This window comes from Arthrobacter sp. Y3221157 (assembly GCF_059089865.1).
Genome location: NZ_JBNHFD010000001.1, coordinates 38,333 through 53,787, shown reverse-complemented (window position 1 = coordinate 53,787; position 15,455 = coordinate 38,333). Strand labels below are relative to the sequence as shown.

Here is a 15,455-nt window from a genome sequence, read left to right as displayed (position 1 = left end):
TCCTGCGGTGAGGCGCTGGATGATCACCCGGATCATCAACTATCGCAACGTTTTAGGCGCCTCACCGCAGTCTCGCTGAACTGACATGGTGAGCTCTACTTCAAATATCAAGCACCGAGGAGAAATGGATGGACCTTCACCTGCAACCAGATTGGCAGCGGGCTATCGGCCAGCGTGTGGAAATCTGGAAAAACGGCAAATGTGTCCGCCGAGGAATAGTGGAGGCGGTTATGCCTGACGATTCGCTTCTTTGGATTTCAGCGGAAGGAATGTCACCGAGACAGATTATCGGCCGCTATGACGGATACCAGGTGTTCACCCATTTCTTGCCGCCCGATGTGTCTCCAGGCGACCCTTAGAAGGTTTCGGCGCAGCTCAGCCGTAGGAGGCGAACCCCTCGCCCTGCGGGGTAGCGTTTTGTCAATTTTCCTGTGGACCGGCAGGGGAAATAAGGACCAGCACGGAGCTCCCAATGAATCGAACAATGTTTAAGTCCAAAATCCACCGGGCCACCGTTACACATGCTGACTTGCATTACGTGGGTTCAGTGACCGTTGATTTGGACCTGCTTGATGCTGCTGACATCCTTCCGGGTGAGCTGGTGGCCATCGTTGACGTGACCAACGGGGCCCGTCTGGAGACATACACCATCGCTGGTGAACGCGGCTCGAGGGTTATCGGGATCAACGGTCCGGCCGCGCACCTGGTGCAGCAAAACGACATTGTCATCCTGATTTCCTATGCACAAATGACCACCGAGGAAGCCAAGGAGCACGAACCTAGGGTGGTCCACGTGGACGAAAACAACCGGATTTTACAAATAGGCAAAGACCCTGCCGAGGGGCTCACCCCCGGACTCCTACGTCCCCCGTTCGCCGTCGGCTACGCCGCGCTCCGACCACGTTAAGTGCTGTGCAACCGTCATCATTCTGCTTGCCGGCGTGATCATGCACCCTCTGTATGTGCGTTTCAGATCGCAATAGCAGGCACCACATCTTAGAGAGAGAAAAGTGACACGTATTGGCATTGTGGCCGAGTTAGGCCAAGAGACGAGAGTGGCGGCGACGCCCACGACGGCGAAACAACTTTTGGGGTTGGGCTACGAGGTTGTGGTCGAAAAGGGTGCGGGTGAGTCCGCGTCGTTCCGTGATGAGGCGTACGCCGAAGCGGGCGCATTGATCGTTGGTGGGGATGAGGCGTGGGGCAGTGAAGTGGTGTTGCGGATTAATCCACCTACCGAGGAGGAGATTGGCCGGCTGGCTGAGCGGGCGACGTTGATCGGGTCGCTGAGCCCGGGCCTGCGCCCGGACCTGGTGGAGGTCTTGGCGGCACGCCCGATCACGGCGCTGGCCCTGGATGCTGTGCCGCGGATTTCGCGGGCGCAGTCAATGGACGTGCTCAGTTCGATGGCGAACATTGCCGGGTATCGTGCCGTGATCGAGGCGGCTCACGAGTTCGGCCGCTTTTTCACGGGACAGGTGACGGCGGCGGGCAAGGTCCCGCCTGCCAAGGTCCTGGTCGCGGGCGCCGGCGTCGCCGGATTGGCTGCTATCGGCGCTGCGAGCAGCCTGGGCGCGATTGTCCGGGCGACGGACCCGCGGCCCGAGGTCGCCGATCAGGTGAAGTCCATCGGCGGAACCTATCTCAAGGTCGAGGTCGCCGAAGAGATGAAGTCCTCCGACGGTTACGCGAAGGCGACGTCCGAGGCGTACAACGCCAGGGCTGCGGAAATTTACTCCGAGCAGGCAGCGGATGTGGACATCATCATCACCACTGCCCTGATCCCGGGCCGTCCGGCACCGAAGCTGCTCACCGCCGAAGACGTGGCAAGCATGAAGCCGGGCAGCGTGATCGTGGACATGGCAGCCGGCCAAGGCGGGAACGTCGAAGGCTCCGTCGCCGGGGAACGGATCGTGACGGAGAACGGTGTGGTGATCCTTGGGTACACGGATCTGCCGGCCCGGCTCCCGGCCCAGGCCTCCCAGCTGTACGGAACGAACATGGTGAACCTGCTCAAGCTCCTGACCCCGGATAAGGACGGTCAGCTTCGGATCGATTTCGACGACGTTGTCCAGCGCTCCGTGACGGTGGTGCGCGAGGGCGAGAAGACCTGGCCGCCGCCCCCGGTCCAGGTCTCCGCCGCACCCGCAGCCACAACCCAGGGCCCGGCCGCCGAAAGTACGGCGCCGAAGAAGAAACAGGGCCTCAGCACGGCCGGCAAGGCCGGACTCTTCGCCGCGGGGATCGCGGTGCTGTTCGGGATCAACGCTGTTGCCCCGGCGCCGCTGCCGCAGCACTTCACGGTCCTCATGCTCTCGATCGTGGTCGGGTTCTACGTCATCGGGAAAGTCCACCACGCCCTGCACACGCCGCTGATGTCCGTCACGAACGCGATCTCCGGAATCATCGTCGTCGGGGCCCTGCTGCAGGTCACCTCCGAGAACATCGTCATGCAGGTCCTCGCCGCCGTCGCGGTCCTGCTGGCCAGCATCAACATCTTTGGCGGCTTCGCCGTCACACGGCGCATGCTCGCCATGTTCTCGGCCGGAAAGGCCCGTTCATGAGCGCCGCCACGCACGCAGCAGCAACACTTACGAGGAGCTTCACCGTGACTGACACCGTCTCCGGTCCGTTGACCGCCGACTCCATCGCGGGGGCGGCCTACATCGTCGCGGCCCTGCTGTTCATCCTGTCCCTCGCCGGGCTGAGCAAGCACGAGAAAGCACGCGCCGGGGTCATCTACGGCATCACCGGCATGGTCATCGCCCTCGCCGCAACGATCTGGCTTACACTCCAGGGCGCCTGGGGTACCGGCCACGCCCTGACCGGCCTGGGCCTGCTGGTCGCCGCGGTCGCCGTCGGCGGTGCTATCGGACTCTGGCGCGCCCGCGTGGTTGAAATGACCGGGATGCCCGAGCTGATCGCCCTGCTGCACAGCTTCGTGGGCCTCGCCGCCGTGCTCGTGGGGTGGAACGGACACCTCGAAGCCCCCGCGTTGTCACCGGACCTGACAGCCATCCACCACGCCGAGGTCTTCATCGGGGTGTTCATCGGCGCCGTGACCTTCACCGGCTCAATCGTGGCGTTCCTGAAACTCTCAGCCCGGATGAAATCCTCACCCCTGATGCTGCCCGGCAAAAATGTCATCAACCTCGGCGCCCTCGCCGCGTTCATCGCCCTGACCGTCTGGTACGTCAACGACTCCCAGCTCTGGCTCCTCATCGTCGTCACTGTCCTCGCCCTCGGGCTGGGCTGGCACCTGGTCGCCTCCATCGGCGGCGGCGACATGCCCGTGGTCGTGTCCATGCTCAACAGCTACTCCGGCTGGGCCGCCGCCGCGGCCGGCTTCCTGCTGAACAACGACCTGCTCATCATCACCGGCGCCCTGGTCGGCTCCTCCGGTGCCTACCTGTCCTACATCATGTGCAAAGCCATGAACCGGTCCTTCATCTCCGTGATCGCCGGCGGCTTCGGCATCGCCGCCCCCGCCAGCAAAGGAGACACTGACCAGGGTGAGCACCGCGAAATCACCGCCGAGGCAACAGCGGAGATGCTCACCAACGCCTCGTCCGTGGTCATCACTCCCGGCTACGGAATGGCCGTCGCCCAAGCGCAGTACCCCGTCGCCGAACTGGCCCACCAGCTGCGCGAACGCGGCGTGAACGTCAGGTTCGGCATCCACCCCGTCGCCGGACGCCTTCCCGGGCACATGAACGTCCTCCTCGCCGAAGCCAAAGTCCCCTATGACATCGTCCTGGAAATGGACGAAATCAACGACGACCTCAGCGACACCTCCGTCGTCCTGGTCATCGGCGCGAACGACACCGTCAACCCCGCCGCCGCCGAAGACCCAGGCAGCCCCATCGCCGGCATGCCAGTCCTCAAAGTCTGGGAAGCCGAAAACGTCATCGTGTTCAAACGCTCCATGGCCGCCGGCTACGCAGGCGTCCAAAACCCGCTCTTCTACCGCGACAACTCCCAGATGCTCTTCGGCGACGCCAAACAACGCGTCGAAGACATCCTCAAAGCGTTCTAACGAAAGAATAGACGATGCCAAAACGCCGGGTTTTTCAGGATGACACCAGTCGGAAGGCATTGCCCCCAGGCCTACGGGAGCAGGCTTCCCGCGCAGAAAAAGGACCGGTACCACGGCAAACCGTCAACATCGACGACCTTTGCGCGTCCCCCTGGGTCGGGCTCCACTACCGCCATGAATTCTTGCTCCATCACCGGCACGAGCTGTTGGTGCAGCACAAGGACTGATGTCACGTGAAAACCCGGCGCCGGTAATTCACCTAAGGTGCCCGCGAAGCGGGGTAGCGTGACCGCCCTCGACCGAGACCCGGTCGAGGGCGACCCCGTTGCCCGGCCAAGCCGGGCAATGGCTGGTTGACGATAAACACAAGTGAGTCTCGGCGACCTATAAAGTTCACGCTTGCCGGGAAGAGGCGGAGTGCGCGGATGCTTGGGTTCTCGTCAATCCGGTTGAACTACACCCAAAGCTGACGTCAGGCAACTACGTACAGAGGGTCGGAATGGGGTCCCTGCGGCATTTCCGGACGCCGTCGTAGGCAGGTCTTAGATCTATATCTGACAGACGAATCACGCTGCAGCCCAGGGGCGAGGCCGGATCAAAAGGCAAGCATGCTTCCCAAAATGTCCCACCCCGCACCTAAACTGCTAGCCATGGACAACAACGGCAAAGACACCATCGGCAGCCCTACCCCCGAGCCGGACGCAGGCCTCAACCGGGACCCGGAAGGCTGGGTGACAGGGGACGAACCCATGACAGCGGCGCAGCGCAGCTATCTCGATACGCTCGCACGGGAGGCAGGGGAAGAGCTGCCCGCGGATCTCAGCAAGGCGGAGGCATCCAAGCACATCGACCGGCTGCAGCAGCGCAGCGGCCGGGTGTCGGGTGACGGGGATGGCGCCGCGAGCTAGCGGCGGCACCTGGAGCGCCGGCGGAAGAGGCCGGCATCCAGGAAGGGGCCTACCAGGCCTGCTGTTCCCGCGTGAGGCCGAAGGGCACGGACTCGCTCAGGGAAATCGTGAACTTGTCGGCGGCATGCCGCGTGACCAAAATGCCGTGCCGCCGGTCGGCAAGGGCACGTGCCTTGGCGGCGGAGACGGCAGCGTCCAGTTCGCTGTCCATGCTTTGGCGGTCGGCCACGGTGAGGGTCAGGGGGAAGTTCATGGGTAGAGCCTTAGGTAGATCTGCGGGGAGAGGGGCAGGGCAAACCGCCTGCGCTCCCCAAGGCTGCAGACGACGCTAGGCACCTGGGTGCCGTCCGTTCATGATGCCGGATCATCGGAACGCCAACAACTGGAGAAAAATAACCGCAGGTCAGAGCGGATAGCGTTTTCCGTCGCACGGTGATTACGGCGTCCAATGGGCGGTCAACTAAAGTTGAATCCGGGGCGGACGCTGATTCCAGCCGGGGCTCCGATGCCACAGACACCGCCACGCGGCAGAACCAAGCACCAGCGCAACACCACACCTGTGCCACAACTGACAAGGATCCCGCCATTTCCACCGACGTTCTCTTCGGCAATCTCACCAGGATCCGCAATGTCATCCTTCCCGCACCGGTCCGGGCCCGGCTGAACACGGGAGGCGGACTGCTGGGCGGATTCATCGTGGTCCACCTGGTCTTCCTCATCTTCTCCGCGTCACTCTCGCTGCGCGGCGAGGCGTTCAGTGACACCTTCATCTACCGCGACTGGGCGATGGCCGGGTTCGATGACGCCAACCTCACCGGCGGCCCCAGCCCCTGGGTCTACCCCATCCTGGCGCTCATCCCCATGGCCATCGCAGGCATCGCCGGGCCGGGACCGTTCTTCTTCCTCTGGGTCCTGATGACCACCCTCCTCAACGGCTGGGCGCTCCTGAAGCTCACCGGACGCGGCCGCCACGCGGAAGCGATCCCTGCCGGCTGGTGGTGGCTGGTGTTTACCTTTCTCATGGGCTGGCTGGGGTTCGCCCGCGTGGACGGCCTCACCGCCCCGCTGGTCCTGGTGGCACTGGCCTACGGTGTCAACCGGCCGTTCATCGCCTCCGTCCTCCTGGCCATCGGCACCTGGGTGAAGGTCTGGCCGGCGGCCGTCATGCTGGCCCTCTTCGCCGTCGTCAGGAACCGGATCCTGGTGGTCCTGGCAGGAATTGCGACGACGGCGGGCGTCGTCGCGCTGGCAGCGGCAGTAGGAAGCGTCCCCAAGCTGCTGAACTTCCTCACCCAGCAGGGCGACCGCGGCATGCAGCTCGAGGCCACCTTCACCACGCCCTGGCTCTGGCTCTCCGTCCTGAACATCGGCGATTCCCGGATGTACATGAACACCGCCATCAACTCCATGCAGGTGGACGGGCCGGGCACCGCCGTCATGTCCGTCCTCATGCAGCCGCTCCTGATCCTGGCTGCACTGCTCGTGGCCGGCATGACCTTCTGGGCCCTCCACAATGGAAAGCAGCACAACGGAAAGGTCAGCGGCGGCGTGGACCGTACTGAGCTGCTCCTCGCCGGGGCCCTCACCCTCGCCACCGCGTTCGTCGTCTTCAACAAAGTGGGCTCGCCGCAGTTCATGGTGTGGCTCGCCCCCGCCGTCGCCGTCGGCCTGGCCCACAGCTGGCGCGACTGGCGCGTCCCGGCTGCCATGCTGATCGTCATCGCCGTGGCCACGTACTTCATCTACCCGCTGTTCTACGACGCGCTCAGCCACAACAACCCGTGGATGGCCCTGGTGCTCACCATCCGCAACGTCCTCCTGGTGGTCCTGTTCCTGTGGAGCGTCCGGCGCCTGTACCTGCTGGGCAAAAAGGCTCCGGCCGCCGCCCCTGCGCTCAAGGAGTCCTGAGATTTCCGCGAGGTTCTTTGACCGCCTGGTGACGGTCCGCAGCAAAGTCCTCCCCGCCCGGGTGGTGGACTGGTTCGCCCGCCCCTCCAGCGTGTGGTGGGGCTTCGCCGTCGTCCATCTCTACTTTTTGGGCTGGATGGCGTCCTTCTTCCTGCACGGCGACACGTTCAGCGACACGGAGCAGTACCGGCAGTGGGCCCTGGACGGGTACAACCCCGCGGACCTGGACGGGAAGATCAGCCCGTGGGTCTACCCGGTGCTGGCGCAGATCCCCATTTTCCTGGCGAACATCGCCGGACCGGACCTCTACCTGCTGGCCTGGTTCCTGATCATCACGGGGCTCAACGCCGTCGGGCTCCTCTACCTGACCCGCGGCCCGCGGAAGGTCACCGGCATCGCCCCGGCCTGGTGGTGGCTGTTCTTCACCGTCTTCATGGGCTACCTCAGCTTCGCCCGGGTGGAAGGCATCACCGCACCCATCGTGCTGATCGCACTGCTCTATGCAGCCGAGCGGCCGGTGGTGGCCGGCATCCTGCTCAGCATCGCCACCTGGATCAAGGTCTGGCCGGCCGCCGTGCTGGCGCCGATCGTGATCGCCAGCCACAAGCGGATCCAGGTGGTCCTGTCCGGCGTTGCCGTGACCGCCGTCGTCACCCTGGGCACGTGGCTGTCCGGCGGCCTGCCGCACATTCTGGACTTCCTCCTGAACCAGGGCGAGCGCGGCATGCAGCTCGAAGCAACCTTCTCCACGCCATGGGTGTGGCTGAGCGTCTTCAATATTGCCGGCTCCAAGATGGCGGACAACACCGCCATCAACTCCACCGAGGTCTACGGTCCCGGCGCCGCCACCGCCGCGGTCCTGATGCAGCCGCTGCTCATCCTCGCCGCCATTGGAGCGGCCATCCTGCTGGTCCGCGCCATGAAGCGGGGTGCCGAACGCGAGGAACTGTTCCTCGAAGGCTCCCTCATGATGGTCACCGCGTTCATCGTCTTCAACAAGGTGGGCTCGCCGCAGTTCATCATCTGGCTGGCCCCGGTGATCATTGCCGGCCTCACGCACGACTGGGAGCGCTGGAAGGTCCCGGCCGCGCTGCTGATGGGCATCGCCATGACCACCTTCGTGATTTACCCCCTGTTCTACACCCCGCTGATCCACGCCCACCCCGTGATGGCAGCCATCCTCACCACCCGCAACGTCCTGCTGGTGGTGCTGCTCTGGTGGTCCGTGCAGCGGACGGCGGAACTGGGCCGGAAATCGGCCGTGCCGGTTCCCGCCGCGAACGCATAGGGGTCGGGGCCTCCTAGGGCTCAGGCCCAGGGATCAGCGGCTGACCGCGCGTTCCCGCCAAGCGAGCAGCCACTGCCAGCCGCGCCGGGCGAGGTCCCAGGGCTTGCCCTGGATCAGCAGCTTGCGGGTGTGCACGTCCAGGAACAGCAGGTAGAACGTAAAGGCGAGCGCGGTAAAGAACGCCAGGGTGGACGCATCGATGGGAAGCTCCACGAAGGACCATACGGACAGCTGGTCCTGCGCGCCGAACACCACGAAGAACGTGACGCCCACGTACAGGGACCGGATCTGCCAGTCGTCGCGGATCCCGGTGACGGCCAGGAACGGCAGGAACCAGAGGATGTACCAGGGCTGGATGATGGGTGAGAGCATCACCACGGCGGTGAACGCCAGGGCCATCCGGCGCACCGCACGGGAGTAGTCACCGCGGAACATCAGCAGCAGGACAAGCGCGATGGCGGCCCATTTCATGCCGGTCCGCAGCCAGGTGGCGAGCGTGCCGCCCGGCAGGCCCAGCGCGTTGGCGAGCATTTCCACCTGCTGGCCCAGGAAGCCGGACGGCGAATACCCCGTGTAGCCGGGGGTGGGGTCCATGATGGCCCAGGTCCAGCCGATGCCCAGGTTGTAGGGGATGCCGCTCAGGAGCAGCAACCCGAAGCTGAGTCCCGCCGTCGCGCCCCACATCAGGAACTTGCGCGGCCAGGTGGCGGACGGCCCCGCCCACATCACGCCAAGGAACGGCAGCAGGAGGACAGTGATCGGCTTGATCCCGATCGACGCGGTCACCAGGAGGATTCCCAGGATGTAGCGGCGGGTGGCCGCGAAGTAGACGCCGGCCACGGCAAGGCCCACCATCAGGGCATCGTTGTGGGCGCTGGCGAGGAAGCTGATCAGGAACAGCGGGTTGGCCACGGCGATCCAGAGTGCCCGGGCGCCGTTGATGCCGTGCAGCTCGGCCAGCTTGGGCACGTAGATGACGCAGAGCAGGACCCCGACGCCGGCCAGCAGGCGGAAGAGGAGGACGGAGACGTCCGGCTGCGCCCCTGTCAGTCCCACCACCCCTCGCGCCAGCCACAGGAAGTACGGCCCGTAGGGTGTCCGGTTCTCCGCCCAGGCGGGGTCGGCGCCGAGGGCGAACCAGTTGCTGAGTGTGGAGATGCCCACCTGGTAGGGGTTCTGGCCCTCCTGCACCAGCCGCCCCTGGCCGGTGTAGGCATAGACGTCGCGGGAGAACACGGGCACGCAGAACAGCAGGGGCAGGGACCAGGCGGAGATGGCGATCACCACTGACCGGAGGGACGATTTCCCCCACTCGGCCAGGCGCTGGCCCAGCCGCAGCCAGGACCGCATCAGCACCATGGCGCCAACGGTCAGCAGGACGGTGGAGACGGTGACGCCCCAGCCTTCGGTGCGGAGCGCGATGACCACGGGCTGGCGGATCATGGGCGAGCCGTTGGCGATCCAGCCGGTTCCGATGGAACCGACGAACATCATGAGAGCGCCGACGAACCCTTCAATGATTGCCAGGTAGGCGCGGCCTGTCGCGGGCCCGGAGGCCTTGACCGGCGCTGCCGGCTGGCTCTCCGAAGTCCCGAGATGTGACCCGCCTGCAGTCATGATTGTGTCTGGTCCCCTACTTCGATACGGCGCTGGTTGGACCAGCAGAAAGGCCGCCCTGCAACCCGGCCATTTTATCAGCAGGCCTTCCGGCCGCCCCCGGGCTGCGGGCGGCCGGTAAGGCACAGTTTGGCAACAGGGCGGGCTGTGCGTTCCGCGTAAAGTTGAAGGGGCTCGGTTCGGCAGCACGCTTGCCCCGCCCGGCCCCCAGTTTCGAGCGCACCGCCGCGCCCCTTTCCCACCACCTGAAGGCTCACCACGCGCCTTCCCAACCTGAACGGAGCCAGCCATGGCCGTATCTGCCGCTTCTCCGGTTGCAGCGCCTCCGCCGCAGCAGCTGCAATCGGTCCGGGCCACGCTCCGCTCCCCGCGCCGGCTGAAGACCGAGGCCCTTGCCGGCCTGGTGGTTGCCCTTGCCCTGATCCCGGAGGCCATCGCCTTTTCCGTGATTGCGGGCGTGGACCCGAGGATCGGCCTGTTCGCGTCCTTCACTATGGCCGTGACCATCGCGTTCGTCGGCGGACGTCCGGCGATGATCTCGGCAGCCACCGGGGCCGTGGCGCTGGTGATCGCTCCCCTGATGCGCAGCCATGGGCTGGACTACCTCATTGCCGGGGTGATCCTGGCCGGGGTGTTCCAGATCCTGCTTGCCGCCGCGGGGGTGACCCGGCTGATGCGCTTCATTCCCCGGTCCGTTATGGTCGGCTTCGTCAATGCGCTGGCCATCCTGGTGTTCATGGCCCAGCTCCCGGAGCTGGTTGACGTCCCCTGGATGGTCTACCCCCTGGTTGCGGTGGGCCTGGTGATCGTGGTGGGCCTGCCACGGATCACGACGGCGGTGCCCTCGCCGCTGGTGGCGATCGTCCTGCTCACCGTGTTTGCCGTCCTGGCCGGCGTGGACGTGCCCACCGTCTCGGACAAGGGCCAGCTGCCGGAGAGCCTGCCGTCACTTTTCCTGCCGGACGTCCCGCTGACGTGGGAGACCTTCCAGATCCTGGCCCCGTTCTCGCTGTCCATGGCCCTGGTGGGGCTGCTGGAGTCCCTGATGACCGCCAAGCTGGTGGATGACATCACGGACACCCGGTCCAACAAGACCCGCGAATCGTGGGGCCAGGGCGTGGCGAACATCGTCACCGGGTTCCTCGGGGGCATGGGCGGCTGTGCCGTGATCGGACAGACCATGATCAACGTGAAGGGGTCGGGCGCGCGCAGCCGGGTGTCCACCTTCCTGGCCGGTGTCTTCCTGCTGCTGCTCGTGGTGGTGCTGGGCGACGTCGTCGGACTCATCCCCATGGCCGCGCTGGTGGCCGTGATGATCTTCGTCTCCGCCATCACGTTCGAATGGCACTCCATCGCGCCGCGGACCCTCCGGCGGATGCCCAAGTCCGAAACCGCCGTCATGCTCATCACCGTGGCCGCGGTGGTGGCCACCCACAACCTGGCCATCGGGGTGGGCGTCGGCGTGCTGGCCGCAATGGCCATGTTCGCCCGCCGCGTGGCCCACTTCGTCACCGTGGAACGCACGGTGCTTGAGGTCAACGGGCAGAACGTGGCCACCTACACCGTGGACGGCGAGCTTTTCTTCGCCTCCTCCAACGACCTCTACACGCAGTTCGAGTACGCCCTGGACGCGGCACCGGATATTCACCGCGTGGTGGTGGACCTGCACGCCTCGCACCTCTGGGACGCCTCCACCATCGCCGTGCTGGACGCCGTCACCGAGAAGTACAGGCGCCACGGCCGCGAGGTGGAGCTGATCGGCCTGAACGCTGCGAGCGTCTCGATGCGGGAGCGGCTGGCGGGGAAGCTCAACTAGGTACCCTCGGAAAGGGCCCTGCGGCTCCCCCGCCGGCCGTCCTGGACTAGGAGAACCGCCCCGGCCGGAAGGTGGCGAGCATGGGGTGCTTCCTGCCGGTCAGGATCTCCCCGGCCAGGAGCTCACCGGCAATGAGGCCCAGGGTGGCACCGGAGTGGGTGAAGGCGACGAAGCAGCCGGGCACCTGCCCCAGTTCGCCAAGGACCGGCTCGCCGTCGCCGGGGATCGGCTTGTAGCCAATCTTCCAGGATGCAGGCTTGAGTTCCGGGTTGCCGGCAACCAGCTTCGACGCCTCGTCGGCCAGTTCCTGCACCACCTCATCCGGGATGCTGAAGGAGCCGTCCGCGTGCTCGGTGATGTGCTCCTCGTACCAGTCGTGGTCCAGCGCGAAGGTGCCGCCGGGGTTGGGCCGGAGCGCGGCGCGGGGGGTGTTCAGCACCGCGGCGACGTCGTGCTGCACCTGCTTGGTCACCACCAGCATCGACACCGGTGAACCGTTGGGGATCCGGACGCCAAGGGGTTCGACGACGGCGGGCGTCGCCGCGCCGCATGCAACCAGGACAGCGTCGGCCGGGTAGGTCCCGCCGGCGGCCGTTTCCACGCCCGTGGCGCGTCCCTCCTCCACCATCACGGAAGTCTTGCCCGCGTTCAGGACGAGTTCACCGCCGCGGGAGTGGAATTCCTCCATGAGGAAGTCGATGAGGTCGGGCAGGCTGACCCAGCCCTCGCCGGGGTTGAAGATCGCCTTGTCCGGTACAGCGGCGGCGTCGATGCCGGGGGTAACGGAAGCGATGTCACCGGGAGAAAGGAGCTTGGAGTCGTAGCCGATGGACTTCTCGTAGGCGTGCCGGGCCTCGGTGTCAGCCTGCTGTCCTTCCGCGTTCCACATCAGGCCGCCGCCGAACTGGAGCCATTCCCGGGTGGGGTCAGCGGCAAAGAGGGTGCGGTAGCGGTCCACGCCGGCAATGCGCAGCTGGTGGTAGGGGGTGGACCGCTCGCCTGCGGAGTTGAGCCACGACAGCGACCGCCCGCTGGCTTCGCTGGCCAGGCCGCGTTCGGTGAGCAGGATCACGGAAGCCCCCTCGCGGAGCAGGTGCACGGCGGTGGAGACTCCCAGGATGCCGCCGCCGATGATGGCGACGCGCTTGGCGGATGCTGCAGAGGACATGGTGTCCCTTTCTGTGAAAAACATGATGATGGGAACGCTGTTACGCGATAAGGAGGAAGAGTGGTGGAAGGAACCGGACGGCGGAATCAGGCCAGGGCGTGGATGCCCTCGATCACCCTCAGCACCTCAAGTGGTTCGGCCGGGTTCACGGGCAGCGGGCCCTCCCCCCGCAAGGCTGCGGAAAGCTGCACATAGAACTGTGGGTACGCACCGCGCTCGGGTTGTACGGGCTTTGCTTCGCCGTCCACTCCCAGGAGCCCCCAACGCTCCTGGGGTTCAAGTCCATAGGCAGGGTCCGACGGCGGCATGCCGGCAGCGAGGGCGGGTTCCTGGCTGTCCAGTCCCCACTTGGTGTAGCCGGAGCGGGAGCCGAGGACGTGGAAGCGGGGGCCCGGCTGGGCGGCCATGCCGTTCATCCACAGCCTCGAGCGGACACCGGACGCGTGCAGCAGCGACACGAAGGCCTCGGTGTCGGCGGCATCGGGATGGGGTCCACGGTTTGCCGTCTCCCCGTAGCTCCTGTCCACCGGGCCGAACAGCTGGATGGCCTGGTCAATCAGATGTGCCCCCAGGTCGTGCAGGATACCGCCGCCTTCGGGAAGGGACACGGTGTCCCGCCAGTTGCCGAACCCTTCGGGACGCCACCATTCGAACCGTGATTCGAAGCTGCTGACTTCCCCGAGGGCTCCTGATGCCAGGACCTTCCGGAGGGTCAGGAAGTCGGCGTCCCAGCGCCTGTTCTGGAACACGGTGAGCTGCACGCCGCCGTCGGTTGCCCTGCTGATCAGTTCCTCGCCCAGGTCCGACGTGGGCACGAAAGGCTTGTCCACTACTACGTGCAGTCCATGGGCGATGGCCGTGGCGGCCAGCCCGAAGTGGGTGTCCGGCGGAGTGCCAAGGATCAGGAGGTCGAGGTTACCCGCCTCCGCGAAGAGTTCCTCCGGGGTGGGCAGGATCCGGGCCTGCGGATAGAGCCTGGCTGCCTCGGCCACCCGCTCCGGGTGCGAGGTGACGATGACGTCGAGTGAGAAGCCTGGATTCGCGGCGATCAGCGGCGCGTGGAACACGCGGCCGGAAATTCCAAAGCCGACGACGGCAGTACGGATGGGTGCCGCTCCAACGGTCCGCATCAGAGCACCTCCGAGAGGAACCGCTGCAGGCGTTCGCTGCGGGGGTTGTCGAAGAGTTGGGCGGGTGTTCCTGCTTCGACTACTTCGCCTTCGTCCATGAAGACCACCTGGTCGGCCACCTTGCGGGCGAAGCCCATCTCGTGGGTGACCACCAGCATTGTCATCCCGCGGCGGCCAAGCCCTGCCATGAGGTTCAGGACGCCCTTGACCAGTTCCGGGTCCAGCGCGCTGGTGGCTTCATCGAAGAGCATGACCTCGGGTTCCATGGCGAGCGCACGGGCGATGGCAACGCGCTGCTGCTGGCCGCCTGACAGGTCCCTGGGCCGGTGGTCGGCGCGCTCCGCAAGTCCCACTTCGGCGAGTCCGCGGCGGGCGCGCTCCATCGCTTGGGCCTTGGGCATGCCCTTGACGCTCCATAGCGCCAGTGCCACGTTCTCCAGGGCGGTGTGGTCCGGGAATAGGTTGAAGTGCTGGAACACCATACCGATGCGGGTCCGAAGGGTATCGGGATTGGCAGTGAGGGTGCTTTCGCCGGCCAGCAGCACGTCGCCGCTCTTGGGTTCGTGCAGCCGGTTGACGCCGCGGAGCAGGGTGGATTTGCCCGAACCGGACGGACCGATGATGCAGGTGGTGGTGCCCGGGGCAACCGTGAGGCTGACGTTACGCAGGACCTCGATGTCCCCGTAGGCCATGGTCAGGTTGCGCAGCTCCAGGCTCGAGCCGTGGAACGTCTGCACATCCTGGGAGGTGGTGTTGCTGGTGGCTATTGGCAGGTTCATGTGTTGCTCCCGGTGATGAGCGGCGAGGCCGCATCGAGTTCCTTGACTTCGTTCAAACCGCTGGTGGGCGGTGCGGCACGGCGGCGGCCGGTGCGGAACCTGTTGTCGAAGTAGTTCACCAGGTGCGTCAGCGGAACGGTGATCACCAGGTACAGGATGCCGGCAGCGACCAGCGGGGAAAGGTTCCCGGACAGTACGGCAGCGTCCTGTCCCACGCGGAAGAGTTCGCGTTCGGTGACGAGGAGCCCCAGGAAGTAGACCAGGGAGGAATCCTTGACGATTGCGATGAACTGGTTCACCAGCGCCGGAAGCACCCGGCGGATGCCCTGGGGCACCACAACAAGTGCCATGGACTTGGCGTAGCTCATGCCCAGGGCTCGGCAGGCCTCGCCCTGGCCCTTGTCCACGCTGAGAATGCCCGCACGGAAGATCTCGCCGATGTATGCGCTGGCGATGAGGCTAAGGGCGATGATCCCCAGGGGGTAGGGCGAAGGACCAAAAATCGATTGGCTGAGGCGAGCGAAGCCCTGGCCAATCAGCAGGATGGTGAGGATGGCGGGCAGGCCGCGGAAAAGGTCCGTGTAGATCCTGGCCGGAACCCGCAGCCACTTGGACGGTGAAATGCCCATGACGGCGACCACCATTCCCAGCACCGTGCCAAGGACGGTTGCGGCGATGGAGATGATCAGCGTGTTGAGAAGGCCGACCGCCAGGAGTTGGGGCAGGACCTCGGCCATTGCGCCGAAGTCGAAGAAGGTACGGATGATGGTGTTGAACCAGTCCATGGTTGCTCTCAGACGTAGAT

At 65.5% G+C, this 15,455-nt stretch carries 14 protein-coding genes; 8 read left to right on the top strand and 6 right to left on the bottom strand.

The genetic code is table 11. The features are described 5' to 3' along the window. The first annotated feature begins 128 nt into the window (after positions 1-128). From AC5RTT_RS00265 to AC5RTT_RS00245, 5 genes are all read left to right on the top strand, one after another. A complete protein-coding gene (locus AC5RTT_RS00265; protein ID WP_494143496.1) occupies positions 129-359 on the top strand; it encodes a hypothetical protein in 231 nt (76 codons plus the stop codon). A 113-nt stretch (positions 360-472) separates the two neighbouring features. Then, positions 473-907 (top strand): aspartate 1-decarboxylase, encoded by a 435-nt coding sequence (gene panD / locus AC5RTT_RS00260; RefSeq protein WP_494143495.1) that lies wholly within the window; start codon positions 473-475, stop codon positions 905-907. 103 nt (positions 908-1,010) lie between these two features. Beyond that, positions 1,011-2,564: a Re/Si-specific NAD(P)(+) transhydrogenase subunit alpha gene (locus tag AC5RTT_RS00255; protein WP_494143494.1), complete on the top strand. Its 1,554-nt coding sequence runs from the start codon at positions 1,011-1,013 to the stop codon at positions 2,562-2,564. Continuing rightward, positions 2,561-4,036: a Re/Si-specific NAD(P)(+) transhydrogenase subunit beta gene (pntB, locus tag AC5RTT_RS00250; protein WP_494143493.1), complete on the top strand. Its 1,476-nt coding sequence runs from the start codon at positions 2,561-2,563 to the stop codon at positions 4,034-4,036. Before AC5RTT_RS00255 ends, pntB begins: the two co-directional genes overlap by 4 nt. A 650-nt stretch (positions 4,037-4,686) precedes the next feature. Then, complete coding sequence (locus tag AC5RTT_RS00245; protein WP_494143492.1) at positions 4,687-4,944, top strand: DUF3072 domain-containing protein; 258 nt, start codon at positions 4,687-4,689, stop codon at positions 4,942-4,944. A 49-nt stretch (positions 4,945-4,993) separates the two neighbouring features. On the opposite strand, the gene AC5RTT_RS00240 is transcribed toward AC5RTT_RS00245, so the two are convergent. Further along, entirely contained in the window at positions 4,994-5,197 is a 204-nt protein-coding gene (locus tag AC5RTT_RS00240) for a hypothetical protein (RefSeq protein ID WP_494103650.1), read from the bottom strand. A 368-nt stretch (positions 5,198-5,565) separates the two neighbouring features. On the opposite strand from AC5RTT_RS00240, the gene AC5RTT_RS00235 reads away from it, so the two are divergent. After that, on the top strand, positions 5,566-6,852 hold the full coding sequence (locus tag AC5RTT_RS00235) for a glycosyltransferase 87 family protein (protein ID WP_494143612.1): 1,287 nt from the start codon (positions 5,566-5,568) through the stop codon (positions 6,850-6,852). A 28-nt stretch (positions 6,853-6,880) separates the two neighbouring features. Continuing rightward, complete coding sequence (locus tag AC5RTT_RS00230; RefSeq protein ID WP_494143491.1) at positions 6,881-8,140, top strand: glycosyltransferase 87 family protein; 1,260 nt, start codon at positions 6,881-6,883, stop codon at positions 8,138-8,140. Positions 8,141-8,173: 33 nt separating this feature from the next. Here AC5RTT_RS00230 and mptB read toward each other — a convergent pair whose 3' ends face one another. Next, positions 8,174-9,757, bottom strand: a complete 1,584-nt coding sequence (gene mptB / locus AC5RTT_RS00225) for a polyprenol phosphomannose-dependent alpha 1,6 mannosyltransferase MptB (protein WP_494143490.1) — start codon at positions 9,755-9,757, stop codon at positions 8,174-8,176. A 289-nt stretch (positions 9,758-10,046) separates the two neighbouring features. On the opposite strand from mptB, the gene AC5RTT_RS00220 reads away from it, so the two are divergent. Next, on the top strand, positions 10,047-11,573 hold the full coding sequence (locus AC5RTT_RS00220) for a SulP family inorganic anion transporter (RefSeq protein WP_494143489.1): 1,527 nt from the start codon (positions 10,047-10,049) through the stop codon (positions 11,571-11,573). A gap of 46 nt (positions 11,574-11,619) precedes the next feature. On the opposite strand, the gene AC5RTT_RS00215 is transcribed toward AC5RTT_RS00220, so the two are convergent. The 4 genes from AC5RTT_RS00215 to AC5RTT_RS00200 form a co-directional block, all read right to left on the bottom strand. Further along, complete coding sequence (locus AC5RTT_RS00215; protein WP_494143488.1) at positions 11,620-12,741, bottom strand: NAD(P)/FAD-dependent oxidoreductase; 1,122 nt, start codon at positions 12,739-12,741, stop codon at positions 11,620-11,622. A gap of 86 nt (positions 12,742-12,827) precedes the next feature. Beyond that, positions 12,828-13,871: a Gfo/Idh/MocA family protein gene (locus AC5RTT_RS00210; RefSeq protein ID WP_494143487.1), complete on the bottom strand. Its 1,044-nt coding sequence runs from the start codon at positions 13,869-13,871 to the stop codon at positions 12,828-12,830. Beyond that, positions 13,871-14,650: an amino acid ABC transporter ATP-binding protein gene (locus AC5RTT_RS00205; protein ID WP_494143486.1), complete on the bottom strand. Its 780-nt coding sequence runs from the start codon at positions 14,648-14,650 to the stop codon at positions 13,871-13,873. Before AC5RTT_RS00205 ends, AC5RTT_RS00210 begins: the two co-directional genes overlap by 1 nt. Then, positions 14,647-15,435, bottom strand: coding sequence for an amino acid ABC transporter permease (locus AC5RTT_RS00200; RefSeq protein ID WP_494011336.1), 789 nt, complete (start codon positions 15,433-15,435; stop codon positions 14,647-14,649). The genes AC5RTT_RS00205 and AC5RTT_RS00200 overlap by 4 nt, the downstream gene beginning before the upstream one ends. Between the last annotated feature and the right edge of the window lie 20 nt (positions 15,436-15,455).

What these genes read in the sequence shown, in the direction of transcription:
- AC5RTT_RS00265 (WP_494143496.1), top strand. Translation starts at nt 129, where the DNA reads ATGGACCTTCACCTGCAACCAGATTGGCAGCGGGCTATCGGCCAGCGT.
- panD (WP_494143495.1), top strand. Translation starts at nt 473, where the DNA reads ATGAATCGAACAATGTTTAAGTCCAAAATCCACCGGGCCACCGTTACA.
- pntB (WP_494143493.1), top strand. Translation starts at nt 2,561, where the DNA reads ATGAGCGCCGCCACGCACGCAGCAGCAACACTTACGAGGAGCTTCACC.
- AC5RTT_RS00245 (WP_494143492.1), top strand. Translation starts at nt 4,687, where the DNA reads ATGGACAACAACGGCAAAGACACCATCGGCAGCCCTACCCCCGAGCCG.
- AC5RTT_RS00240 (WP_494103650.1), bottom strand. Translation starts at nt 5,197, where the DNA reads ATGAACTTCCCCCTGACCCTCACCGTGGCCGACCGCCAAAGCATGGAC.
- mptB (WP_494143490.1), bottom strand. Translation starts at nt 9,757, where the DNA reads ATGACTGCAGGCGGGTCACATCTCGGGACTTCGGAGAGCCAGCCGGCA.
- AC5RTT_RS00220 (WP_494143489.1), top strand. Translation starts at nt 10,047, where the DNA reads ATGGCCGTATCTGCCGCTTCTCCGGTTGCAGCGCCTCCGCCGCAGCAG.
- AC5RTT_RS00215 (WP_494143488.1), bottom strand. Translation starts at nt 12,741, where the DNA reads ATGTCCTCTGCAGCATCCGCCAAGCGCGTCGCCATCATCGGCGGCGGC.
- AC5RTT_RS00210 (WP_494143487.1), bottom strand. Translation starts at nt 13,871, where the DNA reads ATGCGGACCGTTGGAGCGGCACCCATCCGTACTGCCGTCGTCGGCTTT.
- AC5RTT_RS00205 (WP_494143486.1), bottom strand. Translation starts at nt 14,650, where the DNA reads ATGAACCTGCCAATAGCCACCAGCAACACCACCTCCCAGGATGTGCAG.
- AC5RTT_RS00200 (WP_494011336.1), bottom strand. Translation starts at nt 15,435, where the DNA reads ATGGACTGGTTCAACACCATCATCCGTACCTTCTTCGACTTCGGCGCA.